A 16,304-nucleotide genomic window follows, 5' to 3' on the forward strand; every position below is an offset into this window, starting at 1 on the left:
CAATCAATAAATAAATGCATTTTGCTAACTATCAGAGCTATTGAAAAAATGATTTGATTCACTATAATTTGTTAAAAATGTTAATGGAGGTACTCATAAAAATTTCTTGTTTATAAAAAGAATCAACCACCTGACATTGGATGTAGAAATACAACTAAATCATCATTACTTAATTTGTAGTGAAGGTCATTTAGATATTGGTCATTTATTGCAACTAAAACTTCATTTACATTTAAATCAAAGTCATACTTTTGTTTCAATTCTTGATATAGCTCAATAACATTTTCACATTCTGTTTCTATAATTTCTTCATTTTTTTGAGCTTTTTCTTGAAAAATACCATAATAAATAGTTTTTATCTGCATACTTCGTTCCCTCCTTTATATTCTTCTTGAAATTCTATTGATATAATTCAGAGCTATATTTAATAATTCCCCCCCTTAAATTAAATACATTTTTGAACCCATTCATCCTTAGTAGCTCTGTTAGCGAACTACTTCTTAAGCCAATGTCACAAACAAAAACTATTGGAAGGTCTCTATCCCAAGAATCATAAGCAGACAAGACATCATCATAAGAAACTATACTAGAATTGGATAGGAACAGTTTTTTTGCATCTTCCGAATTTCTTAAGTCTAATACCCTTGGAGCAGGCTTAATTGATTTGAGGTGAGCTAGATCAATACTCCAATCTTCAATATTTTGTTGAGCAACTTCAGTTTTACAATAAATATTATAATCAGAATTTATTTTGGTTATGGAAGGATTATCTCCACAAATAGGGCAGGCTTTATTTTTTTTCCATTTTATAGTTCGAATATTTCCGTTTAGTAAATCAAATATGATTAGTCGGTCAGATATTGTCAGATTTTCCATTCCAAGCAATATCTTTATTGTTTCCATAGCTTGTACAGAACCAAAAATTCCAGCTATTGGACCTAGAACACCAACTTCAGAACAATTTGGTATAAGTTTATCAGATGGGGCTATAGGGTATAAACATCGGTAACACCCCTTATCTGGTAGGTATACTGACGCTTGTCCTTCATACTTTACTATTGAGGCATCAACCAAAGGTTTTCCTAATAGAACACAGTAATCATTTACTAAATACCTTGTAGGAAAATTATCAGTACCATTAATAATGACATCATATTGAGATATAATAAGTTCTGCATTTTCATTTGTTAGAAAAACAGGGTATTCTTTGATATAAACCTGAGAATTTAATTGTTTTATATAGTCGGATGCAGATTTTGTTTTTAGTTTACCTAAATCAGACTCAAAATGGATAATTTGTCGTTGTAAATTACTTAACTCAACACGATCGCCATCCACTATTCCAATTGTACCGACACCTGCAGAAGCAAGGTATGCGAGTGCGGTAGCTGCAAGACCACCAGCACCAATTACTAAAACCCTAGATTTTTGAAGTTTTTCTTGACCTTCAATTCCAATATTAGATAATATGATCTGCCTACTATACCTTTCAAAGCTATCCATTTTGTACAATTATTAAATCACCTCATTTTAAGTTATCTCTTTAAAATATTGATAGAATCAGCTAAAATTTTCGCAGAGCGATCTATATCTTTTTCAGTTGTAAATTTGCCTATCCCGATTCGCAAAGACGATTTTATTATGTCTTCTGATAACCCTAAAGCCTTTAAGACGTGTGATGATTCTTTACCTGACGAACATGCGGAAGAAGTCGAAATTGCAATCTTAGAACGAATGAGGAAAATTAAATCCGTATTCTTTAATCCCGGTATAGATATGTTTAGATTACCAGACAAACGATTACTTAAATCACCATTGATTATTATTTCTGGAACTAGTTGAATTAATAAGTTTTGTAGTTTGTCCCTTTTATTCTTTATTAATTTTTCATCATAGTTCATCTCTAATGCTCTTAATCGGCATGCTTCACCAAATCCAGCTATCCCGGGGACATTTAGTGTCCCTGGTCGTAAACCCATCTGCTGACCACCACCATAAAATAATGGATTAATTGCTGTCCCTTTTCTTATCACTAGTGCACCTATGCCCTTTGGCCCATAAAATTTATGAGAAGAGAGTGCTAAGAACGTTGCATTAGATTTATTAAAATCAATATCTACTTTCCCAACTGCCTGTGTTGCGTCACATAAAAAAGGGACATTAAACTGCTTTGCTATTTCCCCGATATTATTTATGTTATTTATAGTTCCAATTTCATGATTTGCAGCCATTACACAAAGTAATATAGGTTGAGCTGAGCAAACTGTCCTAAGATGACTATAGTCTATATTACCGTCTGGTTTTATGTTTAATTTTGTGATTTTGGCTATGCCATGTTTCTCAAGGTTGAAACATGTTTCTAGTACAGATCTATGTTCTATTGGAGAAACTACAATTTCCATCTTTTTTTCTGATCTTCTATTCCTAGCTTGGTGAACTATACCCTGAATTGCTAAATTAATACTTTCAGTAGCACCTGAAGTAAAAATGACTTCACTCGAAGTGCATTTTATCAAATTGCAGACTTGCCTTTTTGCCTCAGTTATCAAAGATTGAGCTTCTGTTCCATAAAAATGTTCTAAGCTACTAGGATTTCCAAATATATTATTCATAACACTAGTAACTTTGCTAACAACACGTGGGTCAATAGGTGTTGTTGAATGATAATCCAGGTAGATTGGCCGTTGAGTTATACTAGACATCACCACACTCGCCCTCTTTCTTGACAAATTTCTTGTAGAGTATTGATGTTAGAATAAAATGTAGACATTTTATTAGTTGTTTAATGAATAATATAAGGTGTCCAAATGTGCAGACAAACATTTGATGAAAAGTTTAAAAGAAGCACAGTCTAAATGGTTGAACCAAACAAGTCATTTGGCCAGACTGATAGGAATCTGGATATCAATCCAACTACCATATTCAATTGGAAAAAGAATCATTGATGGTTATGCTTCCCTTCCAAATATGACAGAATCTCAAAAATTAGAGCAATTGGAAAACGGCTCTGTGACCTCGAGGAGAAGAATGCCGAAAACGGAGAAGGTCCAAACTCAAGGTTTTCCAAAGTAGCGTTTTATCCCAAATTGACGTATTTCCCTGAAAGTTAAAAAGCATAACAGAATTAAAAGGTTAGCATAGCACTTTCTTAATTTCATGGAATCCAGGAAACCTTATGAAAGTGGAGCTATAACAGCCAGCAGCCACCTACTTACACGTATCGTCATCATTCAGTGTGTTACCAGTATTATCCGAAAGAGTAGCCCATGTTACGAAAATGCTTCGATTGAAAATAATAATAATAATAGAATTCAGCAAAAGGATATAATTGATGAACGGTTGAACTTGTGTCTTAACAAAGCCACCAAGCGAAAGCACGGTAGTAAGTAGAAATCTAAATAATTTGTGAATACTTAATTGCCGGAATACCGGGTATCGCAATTAAATTTAATATTTTGAATATTCTCTATTTTACAACGTTAGTAATACCCACTGAAGCATACTCTAATGCTTGCTGAACAAAGTTAACGCCAACTTTATTATAGAATAATGTCCTAATTCTATCTGTTATAGGTCCGCATTTTCCATCTAGAAAAACATGATCTTCAATTTTTTGTACATGAACAATCCCAATTACTGTAGACGTTGTAAATGCTTCGGTAAAATCTTTAATATCATTTATAGATATATCTTCTTCACATACTGGAATATTGTTTTCATTTGCAAGATTGATTATAAAATCTCTTGTAATCCCTGGCAGCACCCTTGATGATGGCGGTGTGTAAAGTTTGTTTTCCTTAACTAAAAAAATATTTGAACCGGTACTCTCAGTAATATAGTTTTCTTCATTTAACAATAAGGGGGTCGCCGCTTTGTTTTTTGATCTTATTTCTAACTTTGCTAATTTAAAATGAACTCTACCTCTACTCTTTATTTGAGGAGATAAAATATTATGTGGAATTGCTCTTTGGCTTGGCACCATCAACTGCTCTCCATGTTTATATTTTTCAACCATTGTTGACAATCTATGATTTAATGGAAAGCACAAGACCACTAAAGTAGGTTTTATTTCAACAGGATTAAACAAATTGTATAACTTTTCTAATCCCCTAGAAACGATATAAATTAGTTGCCATTCTACATTTTCGTTCTCAGTTTCTATATTTTTCATCAATAGTTCTTCTGATATTTTTATAATTTCTTGTTCAGATTTATCTATTTTAATATCTAATTCCTTTAATCCATTAAAAAGTCGTTTTACATGTTTTTCAATTTCAAATGGTTTATGTAAAAAAGTCCGCACCACTTCAGTAGTCATATCTCCTGTAGTAATTGAAGAATCAAAAATTGATAAATTTGCATTTGATTCATAAATATACTGGTCATTTAAAAAAGCATACCTCATTATTATCAATCTCCTAGTATTTTTTCTGATTCCCTTTTTAAAAATTCACTTATGAAATATTTTTATGATTTATATACAAGCAATCAATTCTCTATACTGTTTTTATTTATATCAAAAGAAATTAATTTCTCTTTATTTGAATCATAATTAATGAAACTAGTAGCTAAAAAAATTAATTCCCAATTCCATTTTAATAAGCCTAATTTCTTTAAATTGTTAAAGAAAGAAAAATCCAACTTACTTTCATTACTTAGTGTTGCGTCTATTTGAGTAATTATATTTGAAATTGCTTCTTTATTATTTAATGACTTTTCTGATTTGAGCAAAATATCATCTTTAAATTCTTTTAAAAGTTCATATGAATCTTTACTAAAATTAAATTTATTAATATTATCATTGTTACTCTGAATATATTTAATTAGTTCATCATTTGATGTATTCTTTGAATGATTTAGTGCACTATAAATTCCTATCTGTTGATCCCATTCAAAAAGCACACCAATTTCACGTACAACATCTATTGGTTCATCAGAAATATGAATATAGTTCAACATTCTATTTTTAGGTTTTAAAATTGATCTTAAATGATATTCTTTCCTTAGACTCTCATTTGCTGGGCCCTTTAATTTTGATAGATAAGTAGATGCAAACTCTTCAATATTGTTTGGAGCTTCATAAATAATAATTAGTGATTCTGAATATGACATCAACTTTTCACTTATAAGAGTTCTTAATAACGATGCTGCAGACCATTGATATCTCCAAAGTTCTAAGCATTCTACTCTAGTTAATTTTTTTTGAATAAAATATACAGGCTTGAACCCGTGTCTTTGTATTTCTTGCAAAGCTATAAAATATTTATTGTATACAAATGACTCAGGTTTTATCATAACAAGTGCAAACTTACTTATTTTCTCAAGAAATGTGGAACCCATTAGAGAAGTACCTAACTCTTGTGACAAATTAAAGTATTGATCTTTAATGTAATAATCATTTTTTAATTTGTCTTTAGAAAAATATCTCCAATCCATTGTATCCCCCTAACTAGATTAATTGATTCTAAAACCTAACATGTTTAATAAATATTTTGCTGTTATACGAATATCCTTTTTTCCTTCCAAAATGTTGTGCTTTAAGCTTATAAGTGCATCATTTACTCTAATGTTATCAGCTAAGATTGAAATAATTGAGTTATAAAAGGTTTCATTAGCAATATAAAGTTCACTATTGTTTGTATTAGTAATACATTTTAAAATTTCTTCCCACTCTTTACCTGCAGTCTCTATGTCATCGATTTTAAAGTTAATAATTTCAGAGAAGGAAGTGGATAAAAGGTACCATTTAATTATTTCTGGGCTAAAGGATTTTAGGATTTCTTGAACTGTTACGCTATTTCCCAATGATTTCCCCATTTTCTTTTCATTAACATTAACCATAGAGTTATATATCCATGCATTGGCTACTTTTTTATTATCCGAACACGAAATAGTTTGTGCGAATTCACATGAGTGATGATAATATAAATCATTACCGCCACAGTGGATTAGAAGGTCATCATCTCGACAAAAACTTTCTAAAATAGTTGAACAGGGAATGTGTTTACCTGGTCTACCTAATCCCCAAGGACTTTGCCATACCATCTCCTCATCATCTTTCACAGACTCCCATAAGATAAAATCCTCATTAATAGCTAAAATATGTTTAAGTAACTCAGAAGAACTTTCATCTAACCCTTTGGTGTAACCATGTTTCTCCAATGTGTTTTCTAAATTTTTACAGTCATAGAATACTGAAGAATCTTTAATATATGCTGCATTTATACTTAACAACTTTTCAATTGTTTGAATAATACTACTTATGTGCTTTGTATCAGGCAGGATAATATTTGGGAGTACGATATTGAAATTAACCAGTTCTTCTTGCCATTTCACCATATATAAGTTGCCAATATCATTCCAAGAATAATTATTATTTTGTTTAGATTTTTGAAGTATTTTATTACTTATATTGGTAACATTTGAGATACTAATAACTTCTTCCCAACCTAGCTCCGTAATTATTCGCAATAGAATGTCAGGTAATAGTGCATTTCTTATGTGTCCAATGTGAATATAATCTGATACCGTAGGTCCACAATTATATATTTTTATTGGTTGTTTTTTATCCTTGAGATAGATGTCCTTTTGATTTAAATTATCAAATAATCGTATATTCAACCTCAATCCTCCTAAAATTTGTATTATTAATATTCATTTATTGATAATTGCCTACTGTCCAAAAATGCTTTGACATGCGTCCTTAAACTCTTCTGCACTTGTTCAACGGATCTATTGGCATCTATAATAATAAAGTCCTTAAAGTCCGGTAGACTCTCGTAGTATTTTTTAAATTCAGATAAATCATTAACGTTTTCTTCGTCTACTCCACGATCTAATACTCTTTGAACCCCTACCTCTACTGGTAAATCCATATAAAAAGTCATATCTGGTTTAGGAGCCCAGTTATAAATTTCATTTAAAAGTTCTATATGTTGAACATTATTTTGCATAGCCGAAGCTACTTTACAATATGTATATCTTTGTGAAATTATTATTGAGTTCTGTTCTGATAGCTTTTCAGTATAAACTGAAAAATCTCTAATTTTATCTATAGCGACAGCGAAATCTACTATTGTAGGAGAAAAAAGCTCCATTGTATTTTGATACCCTTTTCGTTGTGCTATAGTGTCAAAAATCCAATCAGCATAGGCAGGAATATTATGTACATCATAAACAGTTTTTCCATTTTGTTTTAGCCATTTACATAATAAACTTGCTTGAGTAGTTTTTCCACCACCATCAATCCCGATAATGGCTATTAATATACCTTTTTTATTCAATAAATATCACCTCATCAATGAAGTACAAATATATTTTATCGCCGTAATAGTATGTTTTTATTCCTTAAATATTCCATTACATGTTGCCTCAATGTGTTTTGAACCTCTTTCTCTGATTTCGAAGCATCTATTTTAATAAATTTTTTATACTTTGGTAAATCCATATAGCAGGATTTTAAATTTTCAAAATAAGAAGAGTCCTTTGTAACCATATTACTTTTTCTTAATCTCTCTATAGCTAGCTCACTTGGTATATCCATATAAAATATGATATCTGCATCTGGAAGCCAATCATAGACTTCACTTAATAACTTTAAATTCTTCACCCTATCTAATTTAGCTAATGCCATTCTGCAGTAAGAATACTCAGGCATTATCATTACTGCACCTTGTTCAACCATTTTCTGTGCATAAGGAGTAAAAATTCTCACTCTATCAATGGCTGATGCAAAATGAACAACATCTGTCGGGAATAATTCTGTCGAATCTTGATAACCTTTATCTTTTGAAATATTATCAAAAACCATATCAGAAAATGCTGGTATCTTAGGCATTTCTAAAGCTGTAAACCCCTTATCTTCAAACCACTTGCATAATAATGCTGATTGCCTTCGTTTACCTGTACCATTAATCCCTGTAAACGATATTAAAATCCCCTTATTAATCAATTGTAAAATCCTCCTAATAATCTAGCGGATATTAATAATTCGGTTCTTCAATACAAACTGTTCTAAATTTAAAACTTCCTTTTATTACACCGATTAAATAAAAGAAGTTAACTACTAACCTTAAGTACATCCAAAATAGAATCATTTTTCGAGGTTTAATTTTAAAACAAGGATAGAAAAAGACTATTGCACTAATAATAGCTAGTGATAAACTGTATGGAAAAACACTCTCATTAATTAAACTAGAATATGATAATAATGTTACTAGTGTGCTAAGTATCATTGAATTAAACCATCCAATGAATATTACAGCGGGCATTAGAAAAGGCACTTTAATATAATTCTTTTCATGCCTATCCATTCCTAAAAGAATTTCAAACTTATTCTTAGAGAATTGCTTCAATAGTTTAGGGTGATTATAACCATAATAATAGAGTTGTTTTACAAGCTCTTTTACACTATTTCTGTGCATATGATATACAATTGCTCTAGCTACAAAATACTGTTTATACCCTGCTGCTGCTACCTTAAAACCAAAATGTTCATCATCATTATTGTCATCCCATTTATTACCTACTTTTTCAATCACACTTCTCTTGTAAGCTACATTTGCTGTTGCAAAAAAAGGCGTATACCATCCTACCAAATCACTTGGGTCTTGATCCCTAAAACCCCGTATATAGCCTTCTGTAAATATTCGCCTTCGTTTAGATACCTTTAGTAAATCCCTTTGTGCACAGTATAATTCGACAAGGTTATTCTCATCTACAACTTTAGACAGTATTTCACCGCCAACAGCTCCTATCTTTGAATCCATTTCAAATGGTCTTACTAACTCAGAAATCCATTCAGGGTGAGCAATAATATCTGCATCTGTACATACAAATATTTCCCCATTACTATTGTCGAATAATAACTCCCTTGTCGTTCCCCCACCTAGACAATGAGATGCATCTAAATATCTTACTATATTAGGGTATTCCTTTTGGAATTCTAAGATTATATCCTTTGTATTATCTGAGCTGCCGTTATCTGCGACAATAATCTCAATATCTGACATAGGATAATCTAAATTAATGAGACTTATTAATGTATCTCTTATAGTTCTCCCTTCATTTTTTGCTGGTATTGCAATTGTCACTTTTTTATTGATAAATCCTTCTTTCATTCACATCACCTAGCCATTAGATTTTCACACATAATTCTAAATATATGTGTTATTATGACAACTTTATCATAAAAACCCAAAAAATGCTATTTTTTACAAAAAAATAGTTTTTTTCCGACAAAAAAACCTAAAAAATGTAAAATTTTCATATAAAAAGGTGTATTACTTGTAGCAGTCTCTTACAATTAGGTATTCATTTTTAATTAAAAATCCTAATAATATAAACTAAAAGGATTGAGTTTCTACTATTAACTCAATCCTTTGATATATTATTTATTTTTAGTTTTATGAATTACTATGCTTTCTTACTAAGAAACTCTATTTCTTTATTAACTAAACTTGCATAAATTGATTTATTTTTAAGGAGTTCTAAGTGGGAGCCTATTTCGCATAATTCACCGTTATTAATTACATAAATTACATCAGCATTCTTAATTGTAGAAAGTCTATGGGCAATTATAATAGTTGTTTTTCCCTCTCTGATTTTATCAATGTTTTCTTGTATTTTTTTCTCAGTATAAATATCTAAAGCTGAGGTTGATTCATCAAGAATCAATATTTCTGGATCTCTTAGTATAGCCCTAACAAGTGACAACCTTTGTTTCTCGCCTCCAGATATTGTTACACCACGTTCACCGATTTTACTTTCTAAATTATTGGGTAGCTTATCAATCAATCTTTGTATTTGCATTAGCTCACAGAACTCTTTTAATTTCTCTTCACTAATACAATATCCCAATAATAGATTATCCTTTATTGATCCGGGAAAGATGTAACCATCCTGAAATACCACACTCGTTTTCATTCTCCAATCAGTATCAGGAATATTGTGTAAATTACGCCCATTTACCTTGACTATACCTGTTTCAGCATCGATAAACTTCGTTAATAATGAAGCTATAGTTGATTTCCCACTACCACTTGGCCCTACTATGGCAACTTTTTTCCCAATAGGAATATTCATTGATAAGTTCCTTAAAACATAATCATCACTTCCAATATGACGGAAGTTGATGTTTTCCAATGATAGTTGTTCTATTGGTTCGTTAAATTTTTTATTACCTCCTTTTAGATCAGGAACTTCTAGCCAGTTTTTAATATTTTCAACCGATGCAAGTTTTCCTGAAAAAGTAAAAATTAAATTATAAAGTTTTAACAATGATTCAATTAAAGTGGAGCTTAGTTGGAAGGTGACAATTAAAGTACCAATAGTAATAGTATCATTTAAGACTAAATAACCCCCATACCCCAGTACGAACAATTGTCCTCCCAAAGTAAGAGACTCCATTGAATAAACTTGTTGGATTTTTAACTTTCCTTCCGCCATTATACTTTGGAAGTAGCTCTTATATTTATTATTAAACCTCTTTGATTCCCATTCATGACTATTTGCAGCTATAATATCACGAGTAGAAGTAATTCCTTCCTCTAGAGTAACTAAAAATTCTGATTTTTTATTTTGAATTTCTTTCCATAAATTTATTTGTTTTCTATTAAATTTATGCCCGATAAGAAGATAGATAATACTAAATATTATGATACCTATCAGTATACTAGGAGCAGAATATACGATTAAAACAAATATCAACAAAGTGTTAAAACCGTATTTTACTATATCTGCAATATCCTCTCCTATCAGTCTAGCAACAATAGGTATTTCGTTTGAAAAATAATGTACATACTTTGCATCACGTTCTTGTTGCATTTTTTTTAAAGGAATTTTGTAAAAATGCGATAAGGCTTTTTTCTTTAATTGATATTTTATCCTTCCATGAATCTTACTTTGAATATAAGGATTTACTACAAACAATACTGTGAAAACTAGATATAATAAAGAGATAATCGGAATATATATCCATAATTTATCATATTCACCCGACATTATTACTTCGTCAATTATGTATTGTTGCATCTTTATAGAGAATATTTCTACTACACTCTCTATAACTAAAAGTAATATACAAGAAAAGTAAAGAAATTTTTGATTTTTTATATATAACCATATCCACTTTATATTTTTCATAAGGCCTTTACCTTTACTTCTTCCATATTTTCTACCATATTTCTATATATTCCATCTTTGGCCATCAACTCGCAGTGGGTACCACGTTCTTTTATGATTCCTTTACTTATTACTACTATTTGGTCATAATTTCGAATAGTACTTAATCGGTGAGCTATTGTAATTGTCGTTTTGTTTTTTAGAAACTGTTCCAAGGAACCTTGAATTAACTTCTCAGAGATATTATCCAGTGCTGAAGTCGGTTCGTCTAATATAACGATAGATGGATTCATAAGAAATAAGCGAGCAAGGCCAAGCCGCTGCCTTTGCCCACCAGACAATCTAGTCCCCTTTTCACCTACAAATGTGTCATATCCATTGGGCAGAGTAACTATAAAATCGTGTAAGTGAGCTGCCTTTGATGCTTGAATCATTTCTTCTTCAGATGCTGTGGGATTAACAAACATAATGTTCTCCCTAATTGAAGATCCAAATAGATATACACTTTGAAAGGAGAATCCAATAGATCTCCGTAGTGTATCAAAACTTAATTTTTTTATATCAACTCCATCTATGGTAATTTTTCCATCTTCTACATCATAAAAACGACCAATAAGTTTTGCTAACGTGCTTTTTCCACAACCGGACTCACCTACTAACGCAATCTTTTCTCCAGGATTAATTCTTAAATTTATGTTATTTAGTATAGGGTGGGAGGATTGATAGGAGAATGAAACATTTTTAATATTAACCCCTCCTTTAGTTGACATAAATGAGATTGGGTCTTTATCCTCTTTTATACGTGGTGAAAGGGAATAAAAGTTATATATCTTTTTTGCTTGAAACATGAGTAATTTTTGTTCGGTTAATAATGTGATGACATAAGTTAATTTATTCATAGTACTAAAGTATAATAATATAAAAGATACATATTCCCCTGTAGATATACTTCCTTGTTTTATTAGGTAGCTTCCATATATAAATAGAATTACAGCCCCCAAATAGTAAGTCAACCTTCTAACCGCACCTCTCAAATATGCATATAAATATCTTGAAGAGTACAAGTTAACATTTTTTTTCACTTCTCCCAAAACTCTCTCCGTATTCCACATAAATCCATTGTAGGCTACTAATTCTCTAATGGATGAAACAGTCTCATAATAATATTGCCCTAAATATACAGTGCTATCAGACAATTTTTTTGCTATTTTAGAGGCTTTTCGTTCTATTCTAGGGCCAGCTAAATAATAAAGTGCGAAACAAGGAATAACACAAATACTCAAGGTGATGCTTATATTGATCATTAATAATATGGCAAACACTACAAAAATAGTTGTTTGTACCATCTCAGGAAAATAGTTTCTATACAAATTTTGCAATGCGGCAACTTCTGTATTTAATAAGGATAACGTCCTTCCAGTTGGTTGATTCTCAGTAAACTCTATACCCAAAGTACGAAGTTTTTTTATGAGACTCCATTGTATATCTCTCGAAATGTTTTCTTGTACATATCTTTGTACATACTCCAATGAAGCTGTAGAAAATAGTTTAATCAAGAGGATAAAGAAAAACACAATTAGGATATATAAAAATAACATTTCATTTCGATTTTGCAATACATTATCAATAAAATATTCAAACAACTTCGGAACCATTAATTCACTAATGGAAATTAAGAATCCAAAAAGGATTAACAAAACAGTTCTTCCCATGTAAGGTTTATAAAAGGATAGTGCCCAAATATAAATTTTAAATAAACCCTCTTCCTTCTTTTCAAAATACTTCACATTTACTCACCTTTCTTTACATTTATTTGTTAGAATATGCTCAATATTCCACCTCGCAAAAATCAACTCCAATTGTATAAATTAATTATTAATAATTTATATGGCTATTATAAAAATTTATTAACAGACCTTATTTTTAACTACCATAAGGTTCTCCATTTAGTAATTCTTATTCTTAGTTAACTTCGATCATTTCCAGAAAAATCCCTTCTATTAAAAGCATAACTAGTTTTTATATGTAAGAAAAATTATTCTTTTTTATTGCCTAAGATCCCTTAGAATTCGTTAGATTGTTCGAGATAAGGATTACTAAAGTTAAATATTGAGGTACATTTTTTAGGAAGGTTAAAATATATTCTATTCGCTGCCATTTTCAATAAAGGTTTTTTGTTTATATTTTGTAGTCAAATGAGTGGAAATGTATACATCTTACCTGGAGGAAGGAGAATAAAAGCAAAGCCCCAAAGGGATTTCCTTTTTATTGAGGCCGAATCAACTAAAAACAAAATTACCACAAATATCTATGCAAGTCGGTTCACGGGTTATTCATGAAGATACCAAGATGTACCTTCTGGACGAAAGAAGAGGTGCACTACCTGTAATTGTAAATTATATTAACATGGTTGTTACTCTCTTTTATCATTATAAGAAAAGTAATAACGGGGACTCCAATTTACAGATGATTTTGTCCTTCTTGTAAAACGAAGTTTTCTTTATTATCAGGTATTCTTTATCCGTACTTTTTTATAATAGATTGATCTTCTGAAAGCATGGTATTGTGGTATTTAAAGGAAAAAGTGACAATCGGATTTGAAACAATCAAAACGAGGTAGATGTGCATCGTGATCTCTTACAAACACCTTATTAGAGCAGGCTCTGAGCAATCATTTCACGAGTGTATTTAAAAACATCAGAACAAATGCCAATTTACTTATCCAAGTAGCAAGTAAACAAATTTTTGGTAACTTAATTTTGTAGACAAAAAGCGGTTCGGAATATTCTCATTCCGAACCGCTTTTTTGACTTTTTTATTGCATTTGAAACAATTATAAAGTATTGTTGGCTTCTCAGGGGTTATCGTTTAGGGTATTTTTGAGCCTTACCAAGTCTAGTTGGCCCATTATTTTCTCACTCTAGGCAGCGAAAGTAAGCATCGCCTGCATCGACAATTTTTTAAGTCCCTGATGGTTGTCCAACGCATGCCATCTTTTCTTCTGCATCTATGAATGCGTTCAATTGTTTCTTTGAGTTTCTCATAGATCGTTCATTTTGACGTCTTGATGGAAGAGAAAGTGATGATCTTCCTTTTCCACATGTCCCTCCAACACATAACGTTGAATCAGTTTTTGATGTGCTTAACTCTGTGCTTGAGAAAAGAAAGGGCATCAAGCACAAATTACCGAATCTGATTTATATTGGCGATACCCTTTCACGAATCATAGGGTTTCATCCCACTAGGAATATATTTATTTGATGGTAAGGATTAGACTCTGGACATTTAGCTTTCTGAAGGTTTTGTTAAATAATAGGAGTAGGGTTATACAGCGTATTTTACCATATGATTTGCTTCTCCACACTGCCCCTGGAGACTGTCCCTTCCAGGTCTCAACGGGTCAACCGCCCTCTCGCTCCTTCGCCATACCTATCTAAAGAGTGTAGGCCAGTTATATCAAAACTATATAACTTACTAACCTCAAATACCCATATCACTCCTCACATATCATAATTTACGAGGTAGAAATTAAAAAATATATTTTTTAAAACAAATAGACATACAGCGTTCTTAATTAATTTCATCTAATATTTGATTCTTTATTATTTGTTCATAATCAGTACCTTTGTAGGAATCCCACAAACTTGAATTATAAGGTGATATATTAAACATTTCATCAATAATCTGATCTATAATATAGTAGGTAATTGGTTCTTTAATTTTAGTTTCCAATTTATGACTTTTAATCAAAATGATATCCGCCTCCATAGGATCCCAATTATAAGCAGGCATCAGAGAAAGAATTTCATTTAACTCCTTATTGTCCATTACAAGGATTAATTTATTTAAACCAAAGTAATCCTCATTCAAATAGTAATCCTGCAATAACTTACACGTATTTGAATAAACATTTAACGCATAATTTTTCCGATCAAAGTTGTACCAAGAAGCATTAGTTATTTGTGCTCTAAATAACTTCAATAAATCAATATTGTTAAATTTATACGAATTCTCATTACTATAGAAAATAAGAAAGTTATTGTCTATATTTTCATTATTGAGTGCATATATATATTTATTTAAAGCATCTAAAACATAAATGTTACTAATATCTAAATTCAAATCAATAAAATGAAAGTATCTTTTCTTAAAAGATTTAAATAAAAACTCAAAATCAATTAATACTAATTTACTCAATTTATTCAAATAAATAGGGTCTATATCAATTCTGTTACAAATCACTATTTTATATTCATTTAAGTCAATATCGTATATTTTATCTTTATCATGTACATCGTCTAAATTATTTATATATCCAAGAGCCTCCTCTCTACTTAATGGTGGAGCCTTTTTCACATCGACATAAAAAACTGGTATATTAATTCTCTCTATAGATTCCCTTGAACAAATATCTCTAGAAAAATTGGGGTTTATCAATAACTCTATATTTGTTGGTCTACCTCTTTTATAATAGATTCTAACGATATTAGTCTGAAGCTCATTTTTTAAATCACAAAAGTACATACAATTATAAACTTTACTGTAAAATACAATGTATCTTGGTCTACCTGTAGAAATTATCTTATTTACCTTTCTAATAAAGGTCCCATCAATAGATTTGTTTTTAGTCGGCAGTAGAGTTGCAAAGAGTTTATTTACATCAGTAAAATCAGAGCCGGTCAATACAAATTCATCTCTAATAAATACGTTTAAAGTATTTTTATCAACAACATTTGCAGCGTAAAAGAAATATAAGATATCGTCATTCCAAATTACTTCTTTTTCCAAACAAGCACCACATACAGTTCCTCCCACTCCATAATCCAAGAAACCGTTTTTAAATATTATCACCTGTAAAAATGCTACCATTTTACTTAAGATAGCCCTCGAGTCATCCTCGTTAAAATCAAAGCCCAATGTAAAATTGCTCAATGTGGAAGTTAGCTGAGGAATACTCGATCCACTTCCAATACTTTTAGAATTAACTATTTCGTATTTATTTGGAGTCACATGGAAAAGTTGATTCTCACCATTTATTTCACATGCAACAAGAAGTTCAAATAGAGCGGAATTGTTAAATGACGAACAAATACTTTTAAATATATCAGTAATCTCTTGAAGGCCCAAGTGTAGACGTCAAGTTGAATTTTACACTTTTTGCTCGTTTTATTTTTACACTTCTG

At 30.8% G+C, this 16,304-nt stretch carries 12 protein-coding genes; all 12 read right to left on the reverse strand.

From position 1 onward, the window contains the following. Positions 1-122 precede the first annotated feature (122 nt). On the reverse strand, positions 123-365 hold the full coding sequence (locus tag NR125_RS25725; protein WP_071160042.1) for a MoaD/ThiS family protein: 243 nt from the start codon (positions 363-365) through the stop codon (positions 123-125). 34 nt (positions 366-399) lie between these two features. Then, complete coding sequence (moeB, locus tag NR125_RS25730; protein WP_256816419.1) at positions 400-1,503, reverse strand: HesA/MoeB/ThiF family protein; 1,104 nt, start codon at positions 1,501-1,503, stop codon at positions 400-402. A 32-nt stretch (positions 1,504-1,535) separates the two neighbouring features. Beyond that, complete coding sequence (locus NR125_RS25735; RefSeq protein ID WP_071160059.1) at positions 1,536-2,702, reverse strand: cysteine desulfurase family protein; 1,167 nt, start codon at positions 2,700-2,702, stop codon at positions 1,536-1,538. A gap of 764 nt (positions 2,703-3,466) precedes the next feature. After that, a complete protein-coding gene (locus NR125_RS25740) occupies positions 3,467-4,405 on the reverse strand; it encodes an aminotransferase class IV (protein WP_071160038.1) in 939 nt (312 codons plus the stop codon). Between the two features lie 83 nt (positions 4,406-4,488). After that, positions 4,489-5,436: a nucleoside-diphosphate kinase gene (locus tag NR125_RS25745; protein ID WP_071160036.1), complete on the reverse strand. Its 948-nt coding sequence runs from the start codon at positions 5,434-5,436 to the stop codon at positions 4,489-4,491. An 18-nt stretch (positions 5,437-5,454) separates the two neighbouring features. Then, entirely contained in the window at positions 5,455-6,621 is a 1,167-nt protein-coding gene (locus NR125_RS25750) for a class I tRNA ligase family protein (RefSeq protein WP_071160034.1), read from the reverse strand. Between the two features lie 26 nt (positions 6,622-6,647). Beyond that, a complete protein-coding gene (locus NR125_RS25755; protein WP_071160032.1) occupies positions 6,648-7,283 on the reverse strand; it encodes a dTMP kinase in 636 nt (211 codons plus the stop codon). Positions 7,284-7,318: 35 nt separating this feature from the next. Then, on the reverse strand, positions 7,319-7,951 hold the full coding sequence (locus tag NR125_RS25760) for a dTMP kinase (protein ID WP_071160029.1): 633 nt from the start codon (positions 7,949-7,951) through the stop codon (positions 7,319-7,321). Between the two features lie 31 nt (positions 7,952-7,982). Continuing rightward, positions 7,983-9,119: a glycosyltransferase family 2 protein gene (locus tag NR125_RS25765; RefSeq protein ID WP_071160027.1), complete on the reverse strand. Its 1,137-nt coding sequence runs from the start codon at positions 9,117-9,119 to the stop codon at positions 7,983-7,985. Positions 9,120-9,414: 295 nt separating this feature from the next. Beyond that, the gene (locus tag NR125_RS25770; RefSeq protein WP_071160025.1) at positions 9,415-11,142 is read right to left on the reverse strand and encodes an ABC transporter ATP-binding protein; all 1,728 of its coding nucleotides are present in this window, start codon (positions 11,140-11,142) and stop codon (positions 9,415-9,417) included. Beyond that, the gene (locus tag NR125_RS25775) at positions 11,139-12,908 is read right to left on the reverse strand and encodes an ABC transporter ATP-binding protein (protein WP_256816424.1); all 1,770 of its coding nucleotides are present in this window, start codon (positions 12,906-12,908) and stop codon (positions 11,139-11,141) included. The genes NR125_RS25770 and NR125_RS25775 overlap by 4 nt, the downstream gene beginning before the upstream one ends. Before the next feature lie 1,783 nt (positions 12,909-14,691). Then, positions 14,692-16,248: a hypothetical protein gene (locus NR125_RS25780; protein WP_256816425.1), complete on the reverse strand. Its 1,557-nt coding sequence runs from the start codon at positions 16,246-16,248 to the stop codon at positions 14,692-14,694. Positions 16,249-16,304: the final 56 nt, after the last annotated feature.

The sequence above is a fragment of the Cytobacillus sp. Bac17 genome (assembly GCF_024519925.1).
Lineage (GTDB): Bacteria > Bacillota > Bacilli > Bacillales > Cytobacillaceae > Cytobacillus > Cytobacillus pseudoceanisediminis.